This window comes from Arthrobacter sp. alpha11c (assembly GCF_054149985.1).
In genome coordinates this window covers 298,689-322,597 of record NZ_CP196747.1, presented here as the reverse complement: position 1 = coordinate 322,597, position 23,909 = coordinate 298,689, and the positions used below count along the sequence as shown (strand labels likewise).

The 23,909-nt window shown below is 62.4% G+C and carries 23 protein-coding genes; 13 read left to right on the top strand and 10 right to left on the bottom strand.

Features of this window, described 5'->3' with window-relative positions; all coding sequences use genetic code 11:
* Positions 1-45: 45 nt before the first annotated feature.
* From ACTAQJ_RS01465 to ACTAQJ_RS01455, 3 genes are all read left to right on the top strand, one after another.
* Positions 46-3,261 carry an efflux RND transporter permease subunit gene (locus tag ACTAQJ_RS01465; RefSeq protein ID WP_498700229.1) on the top strand — a complete coding sequence of 1,072 codons (3,216 nt, stop codon included), beginning with the start codon at positions 46-48 and terminating at the stop codon, positions 3,259-3,261.
* Positions 3,262-3,398: 137 nt separating this feature from the next.
* The gene (locus tag ACTAQJ_RS01460) at positions 3,399-4,523 is read left to right on the top strand and encodes an LLM class flavin-dependent oxidoreductase (protein ID WP_498700227.1); all 1,125 of its coding nucleotides are present in this window, start codon (positions 3,399-3,401) and stop codon (positions 4,521-4,523) included.
* Positions 4,523-4,999: a MarR family winged helix-turn-helix transcriptional regulator gene (locus ACTAQJ_RS01455; RefSeq protein WP_477515125.1), complete on the top strand. Its 477-nt coding sequence runs from the start codon at positions 4,523-4,525 to the stop codon at positions 4,997-4,999. Before ACTAQJ_RS01460 ends, ACTAQJ_RS01455 begins: the two co-directional genes overlap by 1 nt.
* Positions 5,000-5,034: 35 nt before the next feature.
* Here ACTAQJ_RS01455 and ACTAQJ_RS01450 read toward each other — a convergent pair whose 3' ends face one another.
* The gene (locus tag ACTAQJ_RS01450) at positions 5,035-5,841 is read right to left on the bottom strand and encodes a transglutaminase-like domain-containing protein (RefSeq protein ID WP_498700225.1); all 807 of its coding nucleotides are present in this window, start codon (positions 5,839-5,841) and stop codon (positions 5,035-5,037) included.
* A gap of 70 nt (positions 5,842-5,911) precedes the next feature.
* Positions 5,912-6,778: a hypothetical protein gene (locus ACTAQJ_RS01445; protein ID WP_498700223.1), complete on the bottom strand. Its 867-nt coding sequence runs from the start codon at positions 6,776-6,778 to the stop codon at positions 5,912-5,914.
* A 63-nt stretch (positions 6,779-6,841) separates the two neighbouring features.
* On the opposite strand from ACTAQJ_RS01445, the gene ACTAQJ_RS01440 reads away from it, so the two are divergent.
* The 4 genes from ACTAQJ_RS01440 to ACTAQJ_RS01425 all read left to right on the top strand — a co-directional run bounded on the left by ACTAQJ_RS01440 (position 6,842) and on the right by ACTAQJ_RS01425 (position 9,717).
* Positions 6,842-7,516 (top strand): DUF1684 domain-containing protein, encoded by a 675-nt coding sequence (locus ACTAQJ_RS01440; protein WP_477515122.1) that lies wholly within the window; start codon positions 6,842-6,844, stop codon positions 7,514-7,516.
* A gap of 127 nt (positions 7,517-7,643) precedes the next feature.
* Complete coding sequence (locus ACTAQJ_RS01435) at positions 7,644-8,276, top strand: DM13 domain-containing protein (protein ID WP_498700220.1); 633 nt, start codon at positions 7,644-7,646, stop codon at positions 8,274-8,276.
* Positions 8,277-8,365: 89 nt separating this feature from the next.
* Positions 8,366-9,214, top strand: a complete 849-nt coding sequence (locus ACTAQJ_RS01430) for a fumarylacetoacetate hydrolase family protein (protein ID WP_498700218.1) — start codon at positions 8,366-8,368, stop codon at positions 9,212-9,214.
* Positions 9,215-9,231: 17 nt separating this feature from the next.
* A complete protein-coding gene (locus ACTAQJ_RS01425; protein ID WP_498700216.1) occupies positions 9,232-9,717 on the top strand; it encodes a GtrA family protein in 486 nt (161 codons plus the stop codon).
* 18 nt (positions 9,718-9,735) lie between these two features.
* Here the strand turns inward: ACTAQJ_RS01425 and ACTAQJ_RS01420 are convergent, their stop codons facing one another.
* The 6 genes from ACTAQJ_RS01420 to ACTAQJ_RS01395 all read right to left on the bottom strand — a co-directional run bounded on the left by ACTAQJ_RS01420 (position 9,736) and on the right by ACTAQJ_RS01395 (position 16,203).
* The gene (locus ACTAQJ_RS01420; RefSeq protein WP_498700214.1) at positions 9,736-10,902 is read right to left on the bottom strand and encodes a cysteine desulfurase family protein; all 1,167 of its coding nucleotides are present in this window, start codon (positions 10,900-10,902) and stop codon (positions 9,736-9,738) included.
* Positions 10,903-10,907: 5 nt separating this feature from the next.
* Entirely contained in the window at positions 10,908-11,816 is a 909-nt protein-coding gene (nadC, locus tag ACTAQJ_RS01415; protein ID WP_498700211.1) for a carboxylating nicotinate-nucleotide diphosphorylase, read from the bottom strand.
* Positions 11,809-13,548: an L-aspartate oxidase gene (gene nadB, locus ACTAQJ_RS01410; protein ID WP_498700209.1), complete on the bottom strand. Its 1,740-nt coding sequence runs from the start codon at positions 13,546-13,548 to the stop codon at positions 11,809-11,811. Before nadB ends, nadC begins: the two co-directional genes overlap by 8 nt.
* 46 nt (positions 13,549-13,594) lie before the next feature.
* Entirely contained in the window at positions 13,595-14,902 is a 1,308-nt protein-coding gene (gene nadA / locus ACTAQJ_RS01405; protein WP_498700207.1) for a quinolinate synthase NadA, read from the bottom strand.
* Positions 14,899-15,618, bottom strand: coding sequence for an NUDIX hydrolase (locus ACTAQJ_RS01400; RefSeq protein WP_431115590.1), 720 nt, complete (start codon positions 15,616-15,618; stop codon positions 14,899-14,901). The genes nadA and ACTAQJ_RS01400 overlap by 4 nt, the downstream gene beginning before the upstream one ends.
* A gap of 111 nt (positions 15,619-15,729) precedes the next feature.
* Positions 15,730-16,203, bottom strand: a complete 474-nt coding sequence (locus tag ACTAQJ_RS01395; protein ID WP_216923913.1) for an Lrp/AsnC family transcriptional regulator — start codon at positions 16,201-16,203, stop codon at positions 15,730-15,732.
* Positions 16,204-16,379: 176 nt separating this feature from the next.
* Here ACTAQJ_RS01395 and ACTAQJ_RS01390 point away from each other — a divergent pair, with 176 nt between their 5' ends.
* From ACTAQJ_RS01390 to ACTAQJ_RS01370, 5 genes are all read left to right on the top strand, one after another.
* The gene (locus ACTAQJ_RS01390; protein WP_431115591.1) at positions 16,380-17,765 is read left to right on the top strand and encodes an amino acid permease; all 1,386 of its coding nucleotides are present in this window, start codon (positions 16,380-16,382) and stop codon (positions 17,763-17,765) included.
* Positions 17,766-17,903: 138 nt separating this feature from the next.
* Positions 17,904-18,956, top strand: a complete 1,053-nt coding sequence (locus ACTAQJ_RS01385; protein WP_498700200.1) for a thiamine pyrophosphate-dependent enzyme — start codon at positions 17,904-17,906, stop codon at positions 18,954-18,956.
* On the top strand, positions 18,949-20,049 hold the full coding sequence (locus tag ACTAQJ_RS01380; RefSeq protein WP_498700198.1) for an alpha-ketoacid dehydrogenase subunit beta: 1,101 nt from the start codon (positions 18,949-18,951) through the stop codon (positions 20,047-20,049). Before ACTAQJ_RS01385 ends, ACTAQJ_RS01380 begins: the two co-directional genes overlap by 8 nt.
* Positions 20,042-20,371: a biotin/lipoyl-containing protein gene (locus ACTAQJ_RS01375; RefSeq protein WP_498700196.1), complete on the top strand. Its 330-nt coding sequence runs from the start codon at positions 20,042-20,044 to the stop codon at positions 20,369-20,371. The genes ACTAQJ_RS01380 and ACTAQJ_RS01375 overlap by 8 nt, the downstream gene beginning before the upstream one ends.
* Position 20,372: 1 nt before the next feature.
* Entirely contained in the window at positions 20,373-21,203 is an 831-nt protein-coding gene (locus tag ACTAQJ_RS01370; RefSeq protein ID WP_498700193.1) for an alpha/beta fold hydrolase, read from the top strand.
* Between the two features lie 14 nt (positions 21,204-21,217).
* On the opposite strand, the gene ACTAQJ_RS01365 is transcribed toward ACTAQJ_RS01370, so the two are convergent.
* The gene (locus tag ACTAQJ_RS01365; RefSeq protein WP_431115597.1) at positions 21,218-21,631 is read right to left on the bottom strand and encodes a winged helix DNA-binding protein; all 414 of its coding nucleotides are present in this window, start codon (positions 21,629-21,631) and stop codon (positions 21,218-21,220) included.
* A gap of 69 nt (positions 21,632-21,700) precedes the next feature.
* Between ACTAQJ_RS01365 and ACTAQJ_RS01360 the strand changes: the two genes are divergently transcribed.
* Entirely contained in the window at positions 21,701-22,384 is a 684-nt protein-coding gene (locus ACTAQJ_RS01360; RefSeq protein ID WP_498700190.1) for a phosphoribosyltransferase, read from the top strand.
* 83 nt (positions 22,385-22,467) lie between these two features.
* Here the strand turns inward: ACTAQJ_RS01360 and ACTAQJ_RS01355 are convergent, their stop codons facing one another.
* A complete protein-coding gene (locus ACTAQJ_RS01355; protein WP_431115599.1) occupies positions 22,468-23,802 on the bottom strand; it encodes an MFS transporter in 1,335 nt (444 codons plus the stop codon).
* Between the last annotated feature and the right edge of the window lie 107 nt (positions 23,803-23,909).

Sequence of the window (23,909 nt, the reverse complement as noted above, 5' to 3'; positions counted from 1 at the left end):
TTTCCCGTCAGCCGAATTGTTCCGTAGATCTCAGGAGACTATGTAATGTTCCGCCTGGCCACTTTGTCCCTGGGAAACCGTGCCCTGATCGCGCTGATCACCGTCTTTGCGGCGGTGTTCGGCGTGATCACCATGGGCTCGCTCAAGCAGGAACTTATTCCGTCGATCGAGTTCCCGCAGATCACAGTCATCACGTCCATGCCCGGCGCTTCTCCCGAAGTAGTGGACAAGCAGCTAAGCAGGCCCCTTGAGACGGCCCTGAACAGCGTCGAGGGACTGGAGTCCACCACCTCCACATCCCGTAATGGTGTTTCACAGATCACCATGGTGTTTACCTACGGCTCCAACCTCGACCGCGCACGCAACCAGATCGACCGCGCGATTTCCAACGCCAAACGCGTGCTTCCGGCCGACGTCGAACCGCAATCCATTGCCGGCAACATCAGCGACTTTCCCATCGTGTTCCTGGCTGTCTCCTCTGACAAACCGCTCAGCGAACTCAATGCCGACCTCCAGCGCTTGAGCGTTCCCCGACTACAAAAGATCGACGGCGTCCGCGGCGCCGATCTGACTGGCGGCTCCAAGCAGCACATCCTGATCCAGCCCCGCCCGGCCGATCTTGCGGCGAAGGGTGCGTCCGTCCAGTCGATCAGCAGCGCACTGAAGAACAACGGCACGCTGGTTCCGGTGGGCACCATAGAGGACCAGGGCAAAACCCTGTCCTTGCAACTGGGCAGCCCGGTTGATTCCCTGGACGTCATCAAGGGCTTGCCGATATCGGGTGCCAAGGATTCCGCCACCATCGGAACTGTGGCTGATGTCAGCATCGAGGACGACCGCGCCACGTCCATCACGCGCACAAATGGCAAGCCAACGCTGGCGCTGTCAGTCACCAAGAAGCCCGAAGGCGACACTGTGGCGATTTCGCACGCGGTGCGGGATGCACTTGCGCCGATGGCAGCAGAGCTGGGGAACAACGCTGCGTTCACACCCGTCTTCGACCAGGCTCCCTTCATAGAGAAGTCCATCAAGGACCTCACCACCGAAGGGCTCCTTGGCCTGGGATTTGCCGTCGCGGTCATCCTGGTCTTCCTGATGTCCGTGCGGTCCACGCTGGTTACCGCAGTGTCGATCCCCCTTTCCCTCCTGATCACGTTCATTGGCATTTCCGCCACGGGCTACTCGTTGAACATCCTCACTCTCGGTGCGCTCACCATCGCCATTGGCCGCGTCGTTGATGATTCGATCGTGGTGATTGAAAACATCAAGCGCCACTTGAGTTATGGCGAGCACAAGCTGGCCGCCATCCTGACCTCCATCCGGGAAGTGGCCGGCGCCATCACTGCGTCCACGTTGACCACAGTGGCCGTCTTCCTGCCCATCGCGTTCGTGGGCGACCTGGCAGGCGAGTTGTTCCGGCCCTTTGCGCTGACGGTAACCATCGCCCTGTTGTCATCCTTGCTGGTTTCCCTCACGATCGTTCCCGTCCTGGCTTACTGGTTCCTTCCCTCGCCCCGCCAAGATGCCGAAGCATCAATGACGCCCAACGAGGCTGCAGCGAAGGCCCGGGAGGCTGAACAGCGGAGCCGGCTCCAGCGAGGTTACTTGCCTATCCTCGCGAAGACGCAGAAGCACCCCATCCTCACTTTGTCTGCGGCGGCCTTGGTGCTCGTGGCAACGCTCGCGGTATCGCCGCTCCTTGCCACAGACCTGCTGGGGAGGTCCGGCGAGAACAGCATGACAGTGCGCCAGGTCCTTCCGGCAGGAACCAGCCTGGAGGCCACCAGCGCTGAAGCCACCAAGGTGGAGGACATGCTCCGAGGCATGGAGGGCATCAAAGACGTCCAGGTGACCTCCGGTAACGCCCAGTCTGGCTTCGCCGCGCTAACGTCAACTGGCTCCTCCAACTCGACCTTCACGATCGTTACGGACGAGAAAGCGAACCAGAAGAAGCTTCAGGATGATGTCCGCTCCAAGCTCCAGGGTGCCGCGGGCAAGATCAGCGTGGGTTCCCAGCAGGGCGGATTTGGCACATCATCCACAGTGGACATCACTATCAAGGCCGCAAATTCGGCTGATCTCCAGTCTGCAAGTGACGCCATGGTCAAGGCGATGCAGGACGTACCCGGCAGCACTGAGGTATCCACCAACCTCGCCGCGAACCAGTCCGTAGTCCAGGTGCGCGTGGATCGCGCGAAGGCAGTGGCCGCCGGACTGACGGAGGAGCAAGTGGGTGCCTTCCTGGCATCGACCGTCAGCCCGGTCCCCGCAGGGACGGTACGCATCGAGACCAACGACTACCCCGTCCAGATCGGAAAGGGAACACGCTTCACCAGCATCACCGCGGTCCGTTCACTGCCACTCCCGACGGCGCGTGGTCCTGTGACGCTGGAGAGTATCGCCACCGTCGAACAAGTCGACACGCCTGTGTCCATCACGAGCAGCAACGGCCAGCGGACCGCGAAGGTAACCGTGACGCCGTCGGGCTCCAACCTGGGCAGCGTCAGCACCGAGGTGCAGAAGCGGTTGGCGTCCGTTGAGTTGCCTGCCGGCGTAACGGCCGCCGTTGGTGGTGCCACGACGCAGCAAGCGGAGTCCTTCCGTCAACTTGGCTTGGCTCTTCTGGCTGCGATCGCGATCGTATACGTGATCATGGTGGCTGCCTTCAAATCGTTGGTGCAGCCGTTGATACTCCTGGTTTCTGTTCCCTTCGCCGCGACAGGCGCTGTGGGCTTGCTATTGGCCACGGGCGTTCCCCTGGGGTTGCCATCGCTGATTGGCATGCTGATGCTGGTTGGCATCGTGGTCACCAACGCAATCGTGCTGATCGACCTCATCAACCAGTACCGCAAACCCCACAACGGCACACCGGGCATGAGCGTAGCCGATGCCATTACCCACGGCGCCCGCCAACGCCTGCGACCCATCCTGATGACGGCATTGGCCACAGTGTTCGCGCTGACCCCCATGGCCCTGGGCCTCACTGGTGGCGGAGGGTTCATTTCGCAGCCGCTGGCAATCGTCGTGATCGGTGGCCTGGTGTCCTCAACGGCGCTGACGCTCATTCTGGTCCCCGTCCTTTACAAGCTGGTGGAAGGACGCCGGGAGAAAAAACAACTCCTGAAGCAGCTGCAGCACCGCCCCGAAGTCACGCCGGATAAGGGAAATGGCGGGAACGGCCAGGACGACTTCGTCGACTGGACCACCGGCATGGTGCCCCGGGTGACGGGACGCCGGGCGGCGAACAACCCCGCGGAGTAGACCCGCATAAACAGCCAACAGGGCCGGGAACAATTCCCGGCCCTGCCCTGTTACAGGCATTGATACATGCAAATGCATCTAGTTTGGGATACACTGTTTACAGAGCCCGGGACCACGGGCAGGGAGAAAGGCACATCATGCAGATCGGCGTATTCAGCGTCAGTGACATCACCACTGACCCCACCACGGGCCGCACGCCCACGGAGAACGAACGCATCAAGGCCTCCGTTGCCATTGCCAAAAAGGTCGAAGAAATCGGCATGGATGTCTACGCCATTGGCGAGCACCACAACCGCCCCTTCTTCTCATCCTCCCCCACCACCACACTGGCCTACATCGCAGCCCAGACCGATCGCATCACGCTGTCCACGGCCACAACCCTGATCACCACCAATGACCCGGTCAAGATCGCCGAGGACTTTGCGATGCTGCAGCATCTCTCCGATGGCAGGGTTGACTTGGTGCTTGGGCGCGGCAACACAGCGCCTGTATACCCCTGGTTCGGAAAGAACATCCAGGACGGGATCGAGCTGGCGATCGAAAACTACAGCCTGCTCCGCAAGCTGTGGGATGAAGATACGGTCAATTGGTCGGGCAAGTTCCGCACACCCCTGCAGAACTTCACATCTACACCGCGCCCCCTCGACGGCGTTGCCCCCTTCGTCTGGCACGGCTCCATCCGCACGCCGCAGATCGCCGAAGTAGCTGCCTACTACGGTGACGGCTTCTTCGCCAACAACATCTTCTGGCCCAAGGAGCACTACCAGCAGTTGATCGGCCTTTACCGTGAGCGCTACGAGCACTATGGCCACGGCACGGCAGACCAGGCAATCGTGGGCCTGGGTGGCCAGTTCTTCATGAGGAAGAACTCCCAGGACGCCGTCAAGGAGTTCCGCCCATACTTTGACAACGCACCGGTGTACGGTCACGGTCCTTCCTTGGAGGACTTCACCTCACAGACACCCCTGACCGTGGGCAGCCCGCAGGAAGTCATCGAGAAGACGCTCACCTTCCGTGAGTTCTTTGGCGACTACCAGCGGCAGTTGTTCCTGATCGATCACGCAGGTTTGCCCCTGAAGACCGTCCTGGAGCAGCTTGACCTCTTCGGCGAGGAAGTCCTTCCCGTGCTCCGTAAGGAATATGCTGCGTTGAAGCCGGCCAACGTGCCGGACGCGCCGACGCACGCTTCCCGCGTTGCTGCGGCCATGGAGGCCAGCGTCAACGAGTCCGCTCCAGCTGGAGCCCCGGGTCAGGAGGCCTGATGTCCAGCCCTTCGGCGTCCTCCGCCGTTCGCCTCGCCGCCGAGACCTGGGAGTCGCTGTTCCGCTCCCAGGTGGCGGTGATGCGGAAACTTCAATCAGGTCCGGCGTTCAAGTCCCTGCCCGTCAAGGAGTATGACGTCCTGTTCACGCTCTCGCGATGCCCTTCCGGTCAGCTGCGGTTGAACGAGATCAATGACAAAGTGCTGCTGAGCCAGTCCAGCCTGAGCCGTTTGGTGGACCGTCTGGAGAAGCGCGGTTTGGTGGAGCGGACAACAGCGCCCGACGACGGCCGTGGAGTGCTGCTGTCCCTCACCGAATCAGGCAGCGAGTTGCAGAAAACAATTGGTCGGGAACACGTGCGCGATATTGCCCAATTGGTCGGGCCGGCGCTAACTGTCCAGGAGCAGCGGGAGCTGTTGCGGCTGACGGAGAAGCTGCGGGCCTCGGTGGCAGGACACCAGCCAATGCACGGGTAGGGGTGCCGGTCTCCGTCATCTCAGCGCAGGTCATCTCAGCGCAGGCGGACGAGCTGCCGTGGATCCTCCCTTGGGAGCTCACCGTTGACTGATGCACTGACCTTGAGGGTCTTCAGCGACAAGCTTCCACCCACTGTGGACAAGAAGGCTGTATCTGAAGAATCCCGTCCTGCCGTAATGCGAAGCATGGACTCGCGGGGCGCCAGCCCTGTGGGGTCGATGATGTGCCATTCGTCGTCGATGTAGGCCTCCGCCACAGCGTGGAAGTCCATGGGGCTCAGACCGGGTGCATACACAGCCGCGAGGCGGGCGGGGACATCCTTGGACCTCAACAGGGCAATGGCCAAATGGGCGAAGTCACGGCATACACCCCGGCGGTGGAGAAGCGTCTCCACCGCCCCGTCGGTTCCTCGCGAGGATCCACTGACGTAGCGCAGCTCTCCATTGACCCAATCGCGGACAGCGTGGAGCAGTTCGGCCCCGCTGAGGCTGCCGAACTCGGCGTAAGAGGTGGGCAGCAACCGATCAGATTCGGCGTAGCGGCTCGGCCGGACGTACCGGATGAGTTCCATGGGAGAGGGTGTGTCGCGCCCTGCGAAGCCATGGACGGTTGCTTGGTAGTCAACCGTCACTTCGCTGGGCTCCGCGAATTCCATGTATTGGAAGCGGCCCCCGTGATCGTCGCAGAGTTCAGCGAAGGGAATCTCGTTCCCATCAAGAGTGATGGAGAGTGTTTCCGTCACTGACTCGTACCCCGGATTGTTGGCCACGGCGATGGCCATGGCCACTTTCGTGTTGGCTACAGTCTTGAAAACGAGCTTGGCAGCAACGTTGCGTTCCATTGATCTCCGGGGTGGGTTGCGGCGGGACAGCCCCCGATGCCGCCGTTGTGTGGATCAGCCAACCGCAGGACTACAGATTGACCTTCAGAGACAGTAGCATCCGTTGGACGTTGGCGAATTCAGAATCATGGGCGACGTACTTCGCGGCCAGGTCCAACGTGTCAAAAGTCTTTGCCGGGGCTACTTTTTCATCGGCGGCGAAGGCATGGACCGCTGTGACATCCCCGAAAGAGTAGTCGCCCTTGCCGGAAGGTCCCTGAACGCGGTTCCTCAGTTCGCAGGCCTGGCCATCGGCGCCAGCCACCATGTTGGTGATGCCGAAGGAACCGAAGAATTTGTACCCTTGGATCACGCGGAAAACGACGCGGGGATCGATGGTGTCCGGACCATCGGAGTGCGGAACATGAAGTGGCACACTGCTGATAACAACGTAGGGATGGCTTTGGCCGGCGGGGCAAGCGATCGGCCCTGCAGGACGCAGCCCTGTCTGCAGGGTTGCGATGTATCGGCCCCCGCCATCTTTGACTTCGACCTTCAGGGCGCCTGGCAGTGAACCAGCTTCGGCCGTGACAGACTGGGCAATCCAATCCTCAGGGAGTTCGAAGCTGACCTTTTTAGCGGGATCCGTGTAGGTCTTCCAGGTCAACGCCGTGGCTGCCGGGCTCGGGTCAGAGCTGGATGCAGCGCTTGAGCCGGGTGTCGCGGACGGTGGGCTGGAGACGGCGCCTCCTGACGGCGTCGTACTTTTCGACCCGGCGCCTTGGGACGGGAGCCCTGACTCTGAACTATTGGGATGGGAGTCGGAAGTCTGGGAAACCTGTGGCCCCTTGTTTTCAGTGGAACAGGCCGCGGTAGCCGTAAGCAGGACGGCGCCCAGTACCAATGCGCCGAGCCGAAGCTTCGACGTCATGCCGGTCGGGTGGATAGTGCCGTTCATGCGCACAGCTTATCGGCGGGGAAGGACCCGACACGGGATTTGACGGCGTACTAGGCTGAAGGCATGGCTCCCGATCAGCATGACGCATTCGAGGACAACATGCCCACCATGTCCGCCGTTGACGTTGCGGATTGGCGGCTGCGGACCTTCGCCCTCTATGACCATGTGCGGCAACTGGCAGCTACGGATCCGTTCGATGCACACAACTATTGGCGCCAGGAGCGGGACCGGATGTTTGCTACCCATCCCGCATCCGCCCTGACAGCAGAGATGAAAGCATCCTTCTCCGGTTTGCGCACGGCCGACTACGATCCCGCATTCCGGATGTACGTTCCGCTGTCACCGGAGGGTACGGGACAGGAAATGAATGTTGAAACAGGGACCGACGGCGTAGTTCCGTTTGTGAGGATCGGAACCTTTGAGTTGCCCGGACTCGGATCCCTGGCCGTTTGGCGGCTCCGAAGCTACGGCGGCGGCATCTTCGTGCCTTTTCGCGACGCTACCGCAGGCAAAGAGGGTGGAAGCTACGGCGCCGGAAGATACCTTTTGGACACAGTGAAGGGCGCCTACCACGGTGTTCGCCGCATCGATGAACGGCAGGAGTTCATTGTGGACTTCAACTTCGCCTACAACCCGTCTTGCGCCTACAACGAAGCCTGGGCATGCCCCCTTGCCGGACCGGCCAACCGGCTCGCAGCCGAGGTACCAGTGGGTGAGCTGTATTTGGGAGAAGGCTAACGCCCCCTGAAGCCAGCCGCCTTGAGCGGCCGACACTGCGTGTTGCTTGAGAGGGCCGGGCGCAGTGTCACGGAACCGTAAGTTCTGGAGCACCCTGGGCCAGACCGTAAAAGCCTAGCCTTGGAGCATGAACAGAATCCGGCGGATGATCCGTGCCCACAGGATCCTTGCCAGCATGGTGGGCGTGGCGATCGTGGTCCTGGTCATCGTTGGGGCCGCACTGTTCCAGCCCTGGCGGCTGTTTACGAGCAGCAGCGTGAACGAGGCCCTGCCGGCGGCTCCTCCCGCATCAACATTGGCGTCACCTTCCAATGCGCCGGCTTCCGATGCACCGGCTTCCGATGCACCGACTTCCGAGTCACAGGGCAACGGCTCGCCTGCCCCCAACACGTCTGCCTCAACGCCAGCAGTCACGACCGATCCTGTGGTGCTGGGCTTCGGCAATTTCAAATCCCAGGAGCATCAGACTTCTGGTACCGCACAGCTCCTGGAACTGCCCGATGGCTCCCGTGTGCTGAGGTTGGAAAACCTGGCCAGCAGCGATGGCCCGGACGTCAAGGTCTGGCTCAGCAGCCTTGAAGCAGGAGGCGATTGGTACAAGTACCGCTCGGGCCGGTATGTGGACCTCGGTGCCATCAAGGCCACGCACGGCAACCAGAACTATGTCATCCCCTCTGGCGTGGACCTCTCCGGCCTGTCATCGGTGGTGCTCTGGTGTGACCGTTTCAGCGTCGCCTTCGGATCGGCGCAGCTTGCCTGACTCGTTGCTGGGCCACGTCTGCGCCCTTACCTGGGGTCTTAGGGCGTAAAGCGGGCCCCACAACACGTCGCAGGACGTAGGATGTCATCATGACTTCCCGCCTTCCCCGTCGCATCGCCCGCGTCCGCCCCTTGGATTCACAGGATCCCAACGAGCAATTCTTCGTTGCCAACGACGCCCGGGACTTCGAATCCGAGGCGGGGACGCACTGGATGGTTATCGATTCGCCCTTCGGGGCGTCAAGGGCAAACGCGAGTGGCCCCTCGCGCCACGGTTGGGAACCAGGGACTGGGGTGAGGGAGGGTTCTTTCACTTTCCTCGCGCCTTCAGTGCCGGCCAACGTCTTTGGTATGGCCCACAACACCGGGCAAGCTGGCAGGGACCTTCAACCACAGGCATTTCACAAAGCCGCGTCCAGCGTCATCGGCCCCGGCGAAGCGATCCAGCTGAGTGCGAACGTTGGTCATGTTGACCCTGAAGCCGAGCTGACGGTCGTCGTCGGACGTACAGCGCGAGGCCTGACGCTGGAAACGGCGGGTTCGGCAATCCTGGGCTACACCATCGGGAACGATGTCTCTGCACGCGACCTCCAAAAGACCGACGAACTCTGGATCAGCGCGAAAAGCCAGGACACCTTTACGCCTGCAGGTCCGTGGATCGTCACGGACTTGGACGCCGCAGATCTTTCCATCGGGATCGTCCACAACGGCACCAAGCTCAAAACCGCCAGCACCGCGGACCTCGGTTGGAAAGTGGACGAGATCATGGTCTACCTGTCCTCGTTCATGACCCTCCAGCCCGGCGACCTGGTCCTGACTGGCTTCCCCGCCGAGTGCGCGCGCATTCAGCCAGGTGACACCGTGGTGTGCCGGGTGGAAGGAATTGGAGAGCTCTCCAACCCCGTCACCACCGCTTCCTGGGAGGACGTGCCCGCATAGTGTGTCAGGCTTAACTCATGGAGACAGCCGCAGACGCCACCGAACTGCGCCCGCCTCCCTTGCAAAAGCCTCCCAGGAAGCGGCCTCCCGGCCTCCTCAAATACCCCGTGGTGCGGCAACTGCTTCGCTTCACCGGCGTCGGAATTCTCTGCACGGCGAGTTCGCTTGCACTCTACGCGTTGCTGCGTCCCTGGATCGACCCGCAGCTTGCCAACGCCCTGGCATTGATCGTCACCTCGCTCATGAATACAGCCCTGAACCGCAGGCTGACATTCAAGATCAGCGGCAGCAGGAAACGCGGCCAGGACCACATGCATGGGCTGATTGTCATAGGCATTGCCCTGGTCATCACTGGAGGGAGTCTGGGCATCCTGCATCTCATCCACCCCGAGGCCACTGTCAGTGAAGAACTCTGGACCACGACTCTCTCCGGCTTCGTCGCCACAGGAGTCCGGTTCACCCTGTTGAGGCACTGGATTTTCCGCCGCGCCCGCCACGTGTGACTACGCGGCGGGGTGTGACTAGTTGGCTTGGGGAGACGCCAGGTTCCGGACACGCCCGACGGCGGTTTCCACGGCTCCGGCAGCTTGCTCGAGTTCGGCTTCGGTAACAGTTGAGGTGAAGCTGAAGCGGACGGCTGTCTGGGCTACCTCCGGGGCAATGCCCAACGCCACCAGCACCGGTGACGGCGCATCAGATCCGGCAGCACAGGCGGAGCCGCTGGAGCAGACCACGCCGAGGCGTTCCAGCTCAAGCAGGACTGATTCGCCGCTGGTTCCAGGGAAGCAGAACGATGCGATCGATGGCAGCCTCTGGCTTCGATGCCCTGTCAGCACGGCACCCTGGACGGTTTGGAGGATGTGCGAGACGAACCGCTCCCGCTGCTCAGAAACCCGCGAGGCCAGCTCCGGCTGCTCGTCCAGGCTCAAAGTCAGGGCGGTGGACAACGCCACGGCCCCGGCTACATTCTCTGTTCCGGATCTCTTTCCCCGCTCCTGGCCTCCCCCATGAACCAACGGCTCCACGCGCATCCGGCCCTTCGTGAACAGGACTCCGGATCCCTTGGGCGCGCCCAGCTTGTGGCCGGAAATGCTCAGCGCATCCACGCCCAGTGCCTTGACGTCCAAGCTCAGCCAGCCGGCGGCTTGGACAGCGTCAGTGTGGAAGGGGATGCCAAACCCGTGAGCTACGGCTGCAAGGTCCGCAACGGGCTGGACCGTACCAATCTCGTTGTTCGCATACATGATGCTCACCATGGCTGTGTCCGGCCGAAGGACGGCGCGGAGCGCCTCCACCGTGACCAGTCCGTCCCCGTCCACCGGCACAACGTCCACCGTGAAGCCATGCACGCGTTCTAGGTAGCGGGCTGATTCTTCCACCGCGGGATGCTCGATGGCGCTAATCACTACCCGCTTCAGCGAGGGATCGGCTGCCTGCCGGGCCAGTGCGATTCCCTTGACGGCCAGGTTGTCAGCCTCGGTGCCACCCGAGGTAAAGGTCACCTCGCCCGCGCGGCAATTAAGCACCTTCGCGACGGCGGATCTCGCCCCTGCGAGCGCCGTGGCCGCCGCTTCACCCAGGCTGTGGTGGCTGGATGGGTTGCCAAACTCGCCGCTGAGGTAGGGCCACATGGCTTCGAGTACCTCGCGCCGGACCGGCGTGGTGGCTGCAGCGTCCAGGAAGATCATGGAAGTCAGACTGCTTTCAGCCCTGCATCGGTTCGCAGCTCAATATCCAGTCCGAGGTCCAGTGCCGAGACACTGTGCGTCAGCCCGCCGATCGAGATGACGTCCACGCCGGTTGCCGCGATCTCTGCCACGGTGTTGAGGTTGACGTTGCCGCTGGCTTCCACGTTGGCCCGTCCATCTACCTGCTTGACGCCTGCCCGGAGTTCATCGATGGAAAAGTTGTCCAGCATAATGGTGTCCACTCCCGCGGCCAGCACGGGTTCGATCTGATCTGCGCGGTCAACCTCAACTTCAAAGTGTGTGGTGTGTCCCAGCTGGGCTTTGGCGGCCACGAGCAGTTCAGTCAGTTTTGCGGGGTCTCCGCCGGTCATGACAGCCAAATGGTTGTCCTTAGCCAGGACAGCATCCGAGAGGCTGTAACGGTGGTTCGCTCCCCCGCCGCAGCGCACGGCATAGCGCTCCAGGACACGCAAGCCGGGCGTTGTTTTGCGGGTGTCCGTGATCCGCGCGCGAGTTCCCTCAACGAGCCGGACGAATTCCGCAGTCTTGGTGGCTATGGCACTCATCCGCTGCACCAGGTTCAGTCCGACACGTTCTGCCAACAGTACCGAGCGCGCACTGCCGGTGACCCGGGCGAGGTGAGTGCCGGCGTCGAACGCTTCACCGTCCGCCAGCAGCAGCTGGACGTCCGTGTCCGGGTCGACGAGCTTCATGGCGTCGCGGAACACCGTTCCACCGCTGAACACGCCCGGGACGCGGGCGTTCAGGACAGCAGTGGCACGCGCGCCGGCGGGGATGAGCAGCTGTGAGGTGATGTCGCCGCTGGGCGCATCCTCCGCGAAGGCCCTTTCCAGGATGTCCCGGACGGGCGCTGTGGGAAGGGTCAGGTTGGTTGTGGAGGTCAGGTCAGTCATTGACGAGGCTCGCTTTCCGGCTCATGGTGTAACGCTTGTCAAAATCGTCGACGGTGGCTGGTTCGCTCACGCCGTCACTGCGGTAGTGGGCCCCAAGCGACTCCCGCCGCTCCCGCGCCGCATGAACGAGCAACTGCGCAGCCAACAGCAAGTTGGAATCCTCGTGCTCCCGAGGATCCAATGAGTCAGGCACCTCCAAGGGAACAACTTCTCCCTCCCAAGAACCAAGAGCTTCTGCGGCCCCTGCCAACAACTCACCGGTACGCAACACGCCAGCCTTCGCGGTCATCAAGCGACGAAGTGCCTGCCGGGAAAACCCGCCTGGAAGTGCTGTCGCTGGGGCGGTTTCGTTGAAAAGGCCGCTGCGATCGTCGTCTGGCGGGGTCCCGGCAGCGTGCGTAAAAGCGAGGCCGCCCGCGGCCGAGTTAGCACGCAGAGGGACTCCGTTAGGCGACCCACCGTGTTCACCGCTAAGGAAGGCAGAAACAGCCCGCCGCCCAAACACGAGCCCTTCGAGCAAGGAGTTGCTCGCCAACCGATTTGCCCCTTGAACCCCGGTACAGGCAACTTCACCGGCCGCCAACAGTCCAGGAACAGAGGTCCGGCCGTAAAGATCGGTCACCACCCCACCCATCCAGTAATGCGCCGCTGGAGCGACGGGTACAGGCTCGCGGCTCCAGTCCAAGCCGGCTTGGCGGGTGCGTTCGCTGATGGTGGGGAAGCGCTTCTCGAGGAAGCCCTTCCCACGCTGTTCCTCGATGACGGTTGCATCGAGGAAGACGTGACCGTTGGGGTCACCGAGTGCTGCAAGGTGCAGGGCTATGCTCCGGGAGACGACGTCCCTGGGGGCGAGCTCGCCGTCCGGGTGGTAATCGGCCATGAACCGGCGTCCGGTGGCGTCCACGAGAATGGCGCCTTCGCCGCGTACTGCCTCGGAAATGAGCAGGGGGTCAGTGTTGCCTTCGGCTTCAAGGGCATCCCCTGTACGGACCATGCACGTGGGATGGAACTGGAAGAATTCGAGGTCGGCCACCTCGGCGCCGGCCCGCCACGCCAGGGCGAGCCCGTCGGCTGTGGCTACGGATGGGTTGGTTGTTTGTGCGAACAGTTGACCGGCTCCACCTGTTGCGAGGAGCACTGCGTCAGCCTGAAGGGTCAGTTCCCGGCCATCGTGGATGTACTCGACACCGGTGACGCGCTCCCCGTCGTAGGACAGTGAAGTCACCTGCGCATGCCCGATTACCTGGATTCGTCCGGTCGCGTGGAAGTTCAGCACGGTCTTGATCAGGGCGGCTGCAACGCGGGCACCTGTGGCGTCGCCCCCGGCGTGGAGGATACGCGGGGCAGAGTGGGCGGCTTCGAGTCCCAGGGAGGGATCGCCGTCGTCGTCAAGGTCGAAACGGACGCCGAAGCGTCCAAGTCCGGCAATGTCCATCCGGGCCTCGGTGCACAACACCCGCACGGCTTCCTCGTCGCAGTGGCCCGCGCCGGCATTGAGCGTGTCGGCGATGTGGGCAGCAACGGTATCCCCCGGAGCCGGCTCCTCCAGAACAGCCGAGATGCCGCCCTGTGCCAAGTACGTATTGCTGTCCGCGAGCGCGCCCTTGGTGAGCAGCACCACTTCGGCTCCGGCTTCGGCGGCCAGCAGCGCTGAGTACAGCCCCGCAATGCCGCTTCCGACGACGATCAGCCGCTTGGGCTGGTGCCCTCCAGCGAGGCTTCCTGAGGTCATGTGAGGCTCGATTCGGATCGTCCGGAAGACCGGTGTTGGTAGCAGGTTAGGCAGGCTTGGCCGCCAGCATGCGCTCCAGCGCAATTTTGGCGTTGTCCTGTACGGCGTCATCCACGGTGATGCGGTTGACGATGCGTCCTTCGACGAGTTCCTCAAGCACCCAGGCGAGGTAACCCGGGTGGATGCGGTACATGGTGGAGCAGGGGCAGATCACCGGGTCCAGACAGAAGATCGTGTGCTGTGGGTTTTCTGCAGCCAGCCGGTTCACCATGTTGATTTCGGTACCAATGGCGAAGGTGGTGGGTTCGGTGGCCGCCGCGATGGCCTTCTTGATGAAGTCGGTGGACCCTGCAGAATCGGAAGCATCCACAACTTCCATGGGGCACTCGGGGTGCACGATCACGTTGACGCCGGGGTGGTCGAGCCGGGCTTTTTCAATCTGGCCCACGTTGAAGCGCTTGTGCACCGAGCAGAAGCCGTGCCAGAGGATCACCCGGGAGTCCAGCAGCGTTTGTTCGTCGTTCCCGCCCAGTTCCTTGCGGGGGTTCCACATAGGCATCTGCTCCAGGGGGACGCCCAGGGCCTTGGCAGTGTTGCGGCCCAGGTGTTGGTCGGGGAAGAACAAGACGCGCTGCCCACGCTCGAAAGCCCATTCCAGGACCACTTTGGCGTTGGAGGAGGTGCAGACAATTCCGCCGTTGCGGCCACAGAAGGCCTTCAGCGCAGCAGAGGAGTTCATGTAGGTGACGGGGATGACCGGAACGCGGCCCTGGGCGTCGGTGTCCGTGCCGAAGATTTCTTCGAGCTGTTCCCAGCATTCCTCCACGGAGTCCTCATCAGCCATGTCTGCCATGGAGCAGCCAGCCGCCAGGTTGGGCAGGATTACTGCCTGTTCGGGCGTGGAAAGGATGTCCGCAGTTTCAGCCATGAAGTGGACGCCGCAGAAGATGATGGCTTCAGCATCGGGCTTGGTCAGTGCAGCATTTGCGAGCTGGAAGGAGTCACCCACGAAGTCGGCGTACTGGATAACTTCGTCACGCTGGTAGAAGTGGCCCAGGATCACGGCGCGGTCCCCGAGCGTCTCTTTGGCAGCCCGGATACGGGCATCCAGTTCAGCATCCGTCGCCCGCTTGTACTCTTCCGGGAGCTGTCCCTGCCGCGGCGTCTCCTTGGGAGCGACGTCGCTGCTGGAGGCTCCCGGTCCGTAAGCGGGGGCACCGGCAAGAGCCTCGGCAAGGTCGTACTCCCAGGGCCCTTTGGCCAGGGCCGGGCTGCAGGTGGATCCTGCGCGGGAAAGGCCCTTCTCGGCTTCCTCCCGCGTGATCAGCTGGACGGCAGTGTTGACGCTGCTCATGGTGTACTCCTGTTATCTGGCCCGAGACCGGGCGTGCCGGTGAAGCGGTAGAGGCGTGGCGGACGGTGTTTTCCGCCCTGCAGGTATTCACCGGTTTCTTCAATGTCCGGTGTGGCTTTGATATGGCGGCGGAAGTTTGCCGGATCCAGTTGGCGGTCCAGCACTGCTTCGTAGACTTCACGGACCTGCGCGAGGGTGAAGAACTCTCCCAGCAGGTGGTAGGCGATGGAACCGTAGGCCATCTTGTTGCGCAGACGCCAGAGTGCGTAATCCACAATCGCGTTGTGGTCGAAGGCGAGTTCGCCGAGCCTGTCCGCCCGGAACCACCGCACATTTTCCGATTCGTCCGCGAGGGCGGCTTCGGTTGGCTGGACGAGTGCCCAGTAGACGATCGACACGACGCGCTGGCTGGGCGAGCGATGCAGACCGCCGAAGGCGTAGAGCTGCTCCAGGTACTGCGGTGCCAGCCCTGTGGTTTCGCGAAGATTGCGCGATGCGGCGTCCTGGAGGGATTCATCATGGGCCAAAGGCCCGCCGGGAAGGGCCCACAAATCCTTGTAGGGTTCCCGGATCCTTCGAACCAGTGGCAGCCAGAGCGTGGGGCGGCCCGATGTTTCGCTGGGACGGAGGGCGAAAATCACCGTTGAGATTGCCAACGACGGCGGCGCCAAGCGGCGTTCAGCAACGTTCGCCGAGATCGGATTCACGGCGTTCACCTCGCTTCGTCGCCGTCTGGAGACTTCCTCCACACACTGGAATCTTAGTTAAAGTCATCTTGACTAGAACTAATGGTACGACTCCGCAGCCTCTTGGCAAAATGCCCTGCGTCACACTGACTTGGCGGCAGCTTCCATCAGCGGCAGGGTGCGGCCCTGGATGTGGCTGTTCAGCACGATGACGGACGAGCAACGGACCACGGATTTGGTGGCGATCATCGCGTCCAGCACCCGCTGCATATCAGGATTTGAGCGCGCTGCGATGCGAACCATCAAATCGGAATTTCCCGTCACGGTGTGCACTTCAATGATCTCCGGGATGGCGCTAAGGCTCTGAATAATGGCGTCGTGACCGATCTCCTGGGTAATGGTGACCGAACAGAACGCCACCACAGGGAAGCCGAAGTTGGCCGGATCCGGCTGGGGAACCCAGGAGCCAATCACCCCGTTTTCGATCATCCGGTCGATCCGGGACTGCACCGTAGCCCTGGCAACCCTCAGCACCCGGGATGCCTCCAACACGGAGGACCTCGGCGAATCAGTGAAAAAACGTACAATTTTTGCATCAAGCGCATCGACCAGCATCAAAGTTCCTGTCCCCGGGGATTCTTACCCATCACATCGCCACAGCAAAAAGTGATGTATCTTACAAACTGCGAGAATTATTCCACGGCTCTTGCTGCGTCGTCGACGCCCAGCTTGCTCAGCCCAAGAGGCAAGCTCGCTACACCGAGTATGAAATCCATAGAAGGTAGACACGTATGACAACGAAGTCCATCGCGGCTCCTGCCCAAACATCCGGCCTTGGCCATTCACTTAAGCCACGCCAACTCACCATGATGGGGCTCGGGAGCGCCATCGGAGCAGGCCTCTTCCTCGGCTCCGGCGCGGGCATCCAGGCCGCCGGCCCGGCGGTCCTGATCTCCTACCTCGTGGCGGGAACCCTGATCATCCTGGTCATGTGGGCCCTGGGCGAGATGGCTGCCGCAAATCCCAACAGCGGAGCATTCTCCGTCTACGCCGAAAAAGCCATGGGCAAGACCGCTGGCGGCACCATTGGCTGGCTCTGGTGGCTTCAGCTGGTGGTGGTCATCGCAGCCGAAGCACTTGGCGCGGCAGGCCTGCTCTTCACCGTGTGGCCGGTCATTCCAGTGTGGGTGCTCGCCTTGGTGTTCATGGTGGCGTTCACGGGCATCAACCTCGTGGGCGTCCGCAATTTTGGAGAGTTCGAATTCTGGTTCGCGATTCTGAAAGTCGCGGCAATCGTCATCTTCCTCCTCATCGGCGCCGCCTTGTTGTTCGGCTGGTTGCCCAACGTTGCCTCGCCGGGCCTGTCAGCCTTCGGGGACTTCGCCCCCAACGGAATCGGCGGCATCGCGGCTGCTCTGTTCGTGGTGATCTTCGCTTTCGGCGGAACGGAAATCGTCAGCGTCGCCGCTGCCGAAACAGAGAACCCCGCGCACAGCGTCGGCAAGGCTATCCGGACTGTAGTTTGGCGCATCCTGGTCTTCTACATCGGCTCTGTTTTCGTCATCGCAGCGGCTCTTCCCGTTGGCTCGGAAGGACTGAAGTCCCCCTTCGCGGGCGTGCTGGACCTTGCGGGTATCCCTGGTGCCGGCGCTGCCATCACCCTGGTGGCCGTAGTTGCACTGCTTTCCGCCCTGAATGCCAACCTGTATGGCGCCTCAAGGATGATCTTCTCCCTGTCAGAGCGGGGCGAGGCTCCTGGCTTCCTGTCCAAGCTGAGCGCCTCCAAGGTGCCGGTGGCCGCCGTCGGGATTTCCGTTGCTTTCGGCTTCATCGCGACCGTCCTGGAGCTGCTCTTCCCCGAGCACGTACTGCCGGCGCTCCTGAACCTCGTGGGCTCCACGTGCCTGGTGGTGTGGGGCACTGCTTTGGTCTCGCAGTTCATCCTGCGCCGCAGGGCGGACCGCGAGGGAACCGAGCTGCCGCTGCGCATGAAGGGCTTCCCGGTCCTCACGGTCGTGGGGATCGTCCTGTTGGGAATCATCCTCGTGGTGGGCTTTGCCAACCCTGAGAGCGCCGGCCAGCTGATCGGCACCTTCATCCTGATCCTGGTTATCGCCGCAGGGTGCTTCCTCAACGCCAAGACGAAGGCCGGCAAGCAGCCACTGCATACGAAGTAGCCGCCTGTTCATTGAAACCAAGAGGTCCTGCGCAATTTGTTTTGCGCAGGACCTCTTTGCGTATCCAAATTGTACAAAGTGTTTCGTTGAAACTGAGCTGATTGCGCACGCCCATTGTTGGTGACTAGGGTCACAACCATGACTACCAACAACGTGCTCGCCGCCGTCGATGAGGATGCCGCGCCGCTCACGCACGAACAACTTCGTGAGCTCTATTCCCTGATGGCCTCCGTCCGCCACCTGGACACCGCAGCCGTCGCCTGGCAACGCCAGGGCATCATTCCCGGCTATGCGCCCCAGATTGGCCAGGAAGCTGCGCAGGTAGGCAGCGGATATGCAGTTGACCGGACGCGCGACTTCGTGTTCCCCACATATCGCGAGATGGGCGTGGCCCGGGCCATGGGGCTGGACATGGTGGGCTACATGTCCACGCACAAAGCCACGTGGCATGGCGGAATGTACAACCCGCTGGAATCCCGCTTCGCTCCCATCCAGGCTGTAGTGGCCGGATCGGTATTGCATGCTGTTGGTTGGGCACATGGCCAAACCCTCTCCGGAAAGCCCGACGGCGAACGCGGCGTTGCCATGACATACTTCGGCGACGGAGCATCCTCCCAGGGCGATGTCCACGAGGCCATGAACTTTGCTGCTGTGATGAAGGCGCCAGTGGTCTTCTTCATCCAGAACAACGGCTGGGCAATCTCCGTCCCCACCGAACGCCAGGTTGCCGGCGGCTCAGTCGCTGCCCGTGCGGCCGGATACGGGATTCCTTCCCTGCAGGTGGATGGCAACGACGTCGTCGCAGTCCATGAGGCCACTCGTTCGGCTTTTGCCCATTGCCGCGCCGGTAACGGTCCTGTCGTCATCGAAGCGATGACCTACCGCCGTGGGCCCCACTCCACGGCGGACGACCCCGGGCGTTACCGCACCCTGGAAGAGGAACGGCTCGGTGCCGGCGAAGATCCCCTTGAGCGCTTCAAGCAGCGCCTCCTCGACGACGGCATTGCGGATAACGCATTCTTCGCCGATGCACAGCAGCAGGCCCAGGAGGAAGAGGAAGCCATTCGCGCGGGCATCGAAGCCCTTGCGCCCCGTCCCGGGGCCGAGATGTTCAGCCTCGTCTTCCAGGAACCAACGCCCACCCTTCAATCCCAGGCCAGTGACTGGCGCAAGGAGTCCGAACATGTCTGAGACAGCCACGGCACTATCGTTCGCTCCCGGGTCGGTCACGATGGACACCGAACCCGTCCTGCACCTTTCCATGCAGCAGGCACTGAACCGAGCGCTTGACGAGATCCTGACCGACAATCCCAAAACGGTCATCTTCGGCGAGGACTGCGGCCGATTGGGCGGCGTTTTCCGGATTACCGACGGCCTGCAGGCCAAGCACGGCGAAGAACGGGTCTTCGATACCCCACTGGCCGAGTCCGCCATCCTGGGCATGTCGGTGGGACTGGCCATGGCAGGCTTCCACCCCATCCCCGAAGTACAGTTCGACGGCTTCGCCTACCCGGCCATCAACCAGATCGTGTGCCAAATCGCCCGGATGAACTACCGCAGCCGCGGCACGCTCCCGATGCCGATCACGCTCAGGGTTCCCAGCTTCGGCGGAATCCGCGCTCCGGAACACCACGGCGAAAGCCTTGAAGCCCTGTTTGCGCACGTTCCCGGACTGAAGGTGGTTTCGCCTTCCACCCCACATGACGCCTATCACCTCCTCAAGTACGCAGCCACGCGCCCGGATCCCGTCATCTTCATGGAGCCCAAGTCCCGCTACTGGCAGAAGGGTCCGGTAGACGTCAACAGTCCTGCTCCCGGTCAAGCACCTCCGGATCAAGCAGAGCCCGACGCCGGCATGGACGACGCCGGCAGCCTCACCGGCGCCCGGGTTGCGCGGGAAGGCCGTCACCTGACACTCGTCGCCTGGGGCGCCATGGTGGCACGGTGTCTCCAAGTTGCCGAACTCGCAGCTGAAGACGGCATCGACGTCGAAGTCCTGGACCTGCGTTGGCTGAAGCCAATCGACGCCGAAGCCATGGCGAGGTCCGTCGGAAAGACGCGCCGCGCCGTCGTCGTCCACGAAGCTCCCTTGACCTCAGGCCTCGGCGCCGAGGTCGCCCAACTGATCACGCAGCATTGCTTCCAAACGCTGAAGGCGCCCGTGGAGCGCGTGACCGGATTCGACGTACCCTATCCCTCCGGTGACCTGGAGGACGAATACATTCCCAACATCGACCGCATCCTCTTTGGGATCCAACGCGTACTGGAGTACCGCCGTGGCTGAACTTTCCTTCCCGCTCCCGGATCTGGGCGAAGGCCTCATCGAAGCGACCGTCCTGGATTGGCTCGTATCGCCGGGCCAGCAGGTGGAGCGCAACCAGCCCATTGTGGAGCTGGAAACCAGCAAGTCCGCGCTCGAATTGCCCAGCCCCCAGGCGGGTAAAGTGGTGCGTATTCACGGAGCGCCCGGTGACACCATCAACGTCGGCGAACCGCTGATTGTGTTCGAGGTTCCGGACGACACCGCCGGGATCGTGGGCACTGTTCCGAAGGACGAAGCACCCAAGCGCCGGGTCCGCCTGAGCGCCGTACTCGATGAGGACTGACATGATGACCGGCAGGCACACCGTGGAACAGCACAGGCACACAGTGGAGGGCACCGACCCCGAATTGTTCGTGGAAGTCCATGAACCAGCCACCGACGCCGGCCTCCGCCCCATCCTGCTGATCCACGGCTTTTCGTCCTCGAGCAAACTGAACTGGGCCGACAGCGGCTGGATCAACACCCTCCGGGAGGCTGGTCGCCGGGTCATTACGGTGGACCTTCCCGGCCACGGCAGGAGCCACTCCCCCGAGGACCTGGACTCGTACACCCCCAGCCGGATCCGAGCCGACCTCCTCCAGATCGCCACGGACGCCGGAGCGCGGCCATTGCGCGACGGCGATCCTTCCACGGGACTGGACATCGTGGGCTACTCCTTGGGGTCCCGGCTGGCCTGGGAGTTCGCCGCGACCCAGCCGGACCTGGTACACCGCATCGTCCTGGGCGGACCCAGCTCAGCGGATCCGTTGGCAGCTTTCGACCTCGCTGCCGCACAGCGGCACTTGGCTGATGGCACACCCGTTGAGGACCAGTCAACCGCCGGGCTGCTGAAAATGGCTCAATTGTTGCCCAGCAATGACCTGTTCGCGCTGCTTTCTCTCATCGAGGCCATCAAGGGTGAACCGTTCGATCCTGCCGAGGCTGCACCGCACGTGCCTATCCTCCTGGTTGCCGGCGAAAAAGATGATCGCGCGGCCACCATGCCCGAACTCGCGCACCTGGCCGGCAAGCGGGGGGCCTTGGTGGAGACCCTTGTGGTCCCGGGACGCACCCACACGAACGTGATCACAAGCAGGGCTTTCAAGGAAGCTGCCATCGAATTCCTTGGCGTGTAGCGATTGCGCCGGCGCTAACGGCTCAACCGCTCCGCGTTAAGGCTCATTCGCTCCAGGACGCTCAACGCCATGGCATATTCATCGATTCCGATGCCCATGGAAAGGTCCTGGCGGGCGGCTTCCACGTAGCGGAGGGCCTCGTGGTATTTCTCCCGGCCGAGCTCGCTGAGCGCCAAGCGGTCATCGATCATAGTGATCATGCCCCTGCCCACCAAGGAGGCAAGCTCCCGCTCCCGCAGGCGCGTGTCATTGCCCCAGAACGGGCGCAGGATCTCATCCAGCTCATCAGGACGGACCGTTCCCTCTGCCAAAGTGCCCAGGGTCTGCCACTGCCGCCGGCTCAGCTTGACCCGGGCCAGCGTGGCATCGAGTTGGAGTTCCAGCGCGGCGTCGAGCCTCTTGATCCAATATCCAATGGGCTTGTTCACAAGCCCATGCTTCCAGCGGATGCCTCACCCGGCAAGCTTTGAACGGTAGGCTGGAAGCAGCCAAATTACGTGGAAGTGGGGCAAATGGGCATGCGTTTCAAGGACCGTGCGGAAGCCGGCCGGCGCCTGGCCGAAGGACTCCCCCAGTTCAGGGAACGGCCAGACACGATCGTCCTTGGCCTGGCCCGCGGTGGTGTCCCCCTGGCCGTGGCGGCCGCCTCCGCGTTGTACCTGCCCTTCGGTACGATTTTGGTCCGCAAACTGGGGATACCTGGCCGCGAGGAGACTGCCTACGGCGCACTGGCGTGGTGCCAGGGCGACGTCGTCCGCATCGTCAACAAGCCGCTCAAGGAACATGTCCTTGCCCATGGCATCAGCCAAGCCGCGTTGGATGCAGTAGAGGCACATGAACGCGCCGAACTGCTTCGGCGCGCAAGGCAGTACCCGGGAATCGAGAACGACCTTTGGGGCAAGACCGTCATTCTGGTGGACGATGGCCTGGCCACCGGCGCCACCATGCGTGCTGCCGTGGAGGCCGCGCGGGCATCAGGTGCCCGCACAGTGGTCGCCGCGGTTCCCGTGGCATCGCTGGAAGCCGCAACATCCTTGGCACGGGTCTGTGACTTCATGATGGCACTGCACACGCCAGGCAAATTCCATGCTGTTGGCGCGTTTTATGAGCGTTTCGAACAGTTGACGGACGACGACGTCGTGGAGCAACTGGAAGGCGCTGAGGCCACGAGGGCGAAATAGCTGCTAACGCCCGAGGCGGGCCCGGTTTCACAACCGCGCCCGCCTGGAGAATCAATGTGTTGCTGACTGGATCTGTTGTTGGCCTAGTGATGAACACTGAAGCCGAGGGGACGGCCCTTGGTTTCCTTGGCAAGAATCACGCCCACCGCTGAGATGATGCACAGGCCCATGATGTACAGGCCGACTGATCCGGACCACTTAGTGGCGTCCAACAAAGCCTGGGCAATCAACGGGGCGAAGGCGCCACCGAGAATGGCACCCAAGGCGTAGCCGATGGAGATTCCCGAGTAGCGGACGTGTGCAGGGAACATCTCGGCGTACATGGCTGACATGGGCCCATAGGACAAGCCAAGCCCAATGGTGAGGACGAACAAAGCTGTTCCGTAGAGCACGATGTCCTTGGAATCGATCAAAGCAAACATGGGGATCATCCACGCGAACACCAGGCCGTAACCGAGCAGGAACGTCTTTACGCGGCCAATCTTGTCCGAAAGCCAGCCTCCCACCATGGTGAAGATGAGCCACCCGAAGGAGGCAACGGTGGTGGCGAGGAGGACCTGCGGCGCCGGCATCTTCAGCGCCTTGGTGGCGTAGGAGATAAAGAAGGCGATCAACAGGTAGCCTGCGGCGTTGTTGGCGATGAAGATGAGTGCCGCGAGGATTACCTCCTTCTTGTTATTCCGGAACAGCTCGCTCAGGGGCGCCTTGCTTTCCGCCTTGCGCTGCGCGATTTCCTTAAAGACGGGGCTTTCCCCGACTGCGCGGCGGATGAGGTAGCCCACCACGATCAGGACCACGGAGAGCAGGAACGGCACACGCCAACCCCAGGCGGCAAAGTCCTCCTTTGACATGCCAGACTGCAGGAAGAACAGGAGGCCGGTTGCCAGGATCATGCCGATGGGCACACCGATCTGCGGGTAAGCACCGAAGAGTCCGCGCTTGGAGATGGGAGCGTGTTCCACAGCCATCAGGGCGGCGCCACCCCACTCGCCACCGGCCGAGAAGCCCTGGACCACCCGCAGGGTGATCAGCAGAATCGGAGCCCAAAGCCCGATTGTCCCGTAGGTAGGCAGCACGCCGATCAGCGCCGTCGCCGCCCCCATCATGACAAGTGTCATGACCAGGACTGCCTTGCGTCCCAGCCTGTCGCCGAGGTGTCCGGCAACGAAGGCCCCGAGTGGCCGGAAGAGAAAGCTGATGCCGATGGTGGCGAAGGACAGAATTTGCGCCACTCCGGGGTTCGACTTTTCCAGCGGAGTCAGGAACAGCGGCGACAACAGCGTTGCCGTGAGCTGGGCAAAGATAAAGAAGTCGTACCACTCGATGGTGGTGCCGACCAAAGTGCCCGCCAGGACCCGGCGCTCTTCGCGCTTACTGCTTGGGCCCGATGCAGAGTCGACAGTGGAAGTTGCGGTCATTGGAACTCCAGGGGTGAGAGTGACTGGTCGGTGCGTGACTGGCATTAACCGACAGAACGGTCAGTTAGGAAAGACTACTACACGCCGTGACCCAGCGCACAGCATTT

Excerpts from the sequence above, each read along its gene's own strand:
- ACTAQJ_RS01425 (WP_498700216.1), top strand. The coding sequence starts at position 9,232 with ATGGAGACAGCCGCAGACGCCACCGAACTGCGCCCGCCTCCCTTGCAA.
- ACTAQJ_RS01460 (WP_498700227.1), top strand. The coding sequence starts at position 3,399 with ATGCAGATCGGCGTATTCAGCGTCAGTGACATCACCACTGACCCCACC.
- nadB (WP_498700209.1), bottom strand. The coding sequence starts at position 13,548 with ATGACCTCAGGAAGCCTCGCTGGAGGGCACCAGCCCAAGCGGCTGATC.
- ACTAQJ_RS01380 (WP_498700198.1), top strand. The coding sequence starts at position 18,949 with ATGTCTGAGACAGCCACGGCACTATCGTTCGCTCCCGGGTCGGTCACG.
- ACTAQJ_RS01440 (WP_477515122.1), top strand. The coding sequence starts at position 6,842 with ATGGCTCCCGATCAGCATGACGCATTCGAGGACAACATGCCCACCATG.
- ACTAQJ_RS01420 (WP_498700214.1), bottom strand. The coding sequence starts at position 10,902 with ATGATCTTCCTGGACGCTGCAGCCACCACGCCGGTCCGGCGCGAGGTA.
- ACTAQJ_RS01435 (WP_498700220.1), top strand. The coding sequence starts at position 7,644 with ATGAACAGAATCCGGCGGATGATCCGTGCCCACAGGATCCTTGCCAGC.
- ACTAQJ_RS01430 (WP_498700218.1), top strand. The coding sequence starts at position 8,366 with ATGACTTCCCGCCTTCCCCGTCGCATCGCCCGCGTCCGCCCCTTGGAT.
- ACTAQJ_RS01450 (WP_498700225.1), bottom strand. The coding sequence starts at position 5,841 with ATGGAACGCAACGTTGCTGCCAAGCTCGTTTTCAAGACTGTAGCCAAC.
- nadC (WP_498700211.1), bottom strand. The coding sequence starts at position 11,816 with ATGACTGACCTGACCTCCACAACCAACCTGACCCTTCCCACAGCGCCC.
- ACTAQJ_RS01370 (WP_498700193.1), top strand. The coding sequence starts at position 20,373 with ATGATGACCGGCAGGCACACCGTGGAACAGCACAGGCACACAGTGGAG.
- ACTAQJ_RS01465 (WP_498700229.1), top strand. The coding sequence starts at position 46 with ATGTTCCGCCTGGCCACTTTGTCCCTGGGAAACCGTGCCCTGATCGCG.
- ACTAQJ_RS01390 (WP_431115591.1), top strand. The coding sequence starts at position 16,380 with ATGACAACGAAGTCCATCGCGGCTCCTGCCCAAACATCCGGCCTTGGC.
- ACTAQJ_RS01395 (WP_216923913.1), bottom strand. The coding sequence starts at position 16,203 with ATGCTGGTCGATGCGCTTGATGCAAAAATTGTACGTTTTTTCACTGAT.
- ACTAQJ_RS01455 (WP_477515125.1), top strand. The coding sequence starts at position 4,523 with ATGTCCAGCCCTTCGGCGTCCTCCGCCGTTCGCCTCGCCGCCGAGACC.
- ACTAQJ_RS01385 (WP_498700200.1), top strand. The coding sequence starts at position 17,904 with ATGACTACCAACAACGTGCTCGCCGCCGTCGATGAGGATGCCGCGCCG.
- nadA (WP_498700207.1), bottom strand. The coding sequence starts at position 14,902 with ATGAGCAGCGTCAACACTGCCGTCCAGCTGATCACGCGGGAGGAAGCC.
- ACTAQJ_RS01355 (WP_431115599.1), bottom strand. The coding sequence starts at position 23,802 with ATGACCGCAACTTCCACTGTCGACTCTGCATCGGGCCCAAGCAGTAAG.
- ACTAQJ_RS01445 (WP_498700223.1), bottom strand. The coding sequence starts at position 6,778 with ATGAACGGCACTATCCACCCGACCGGCATGACGTCGAAGCTTCGGCTC.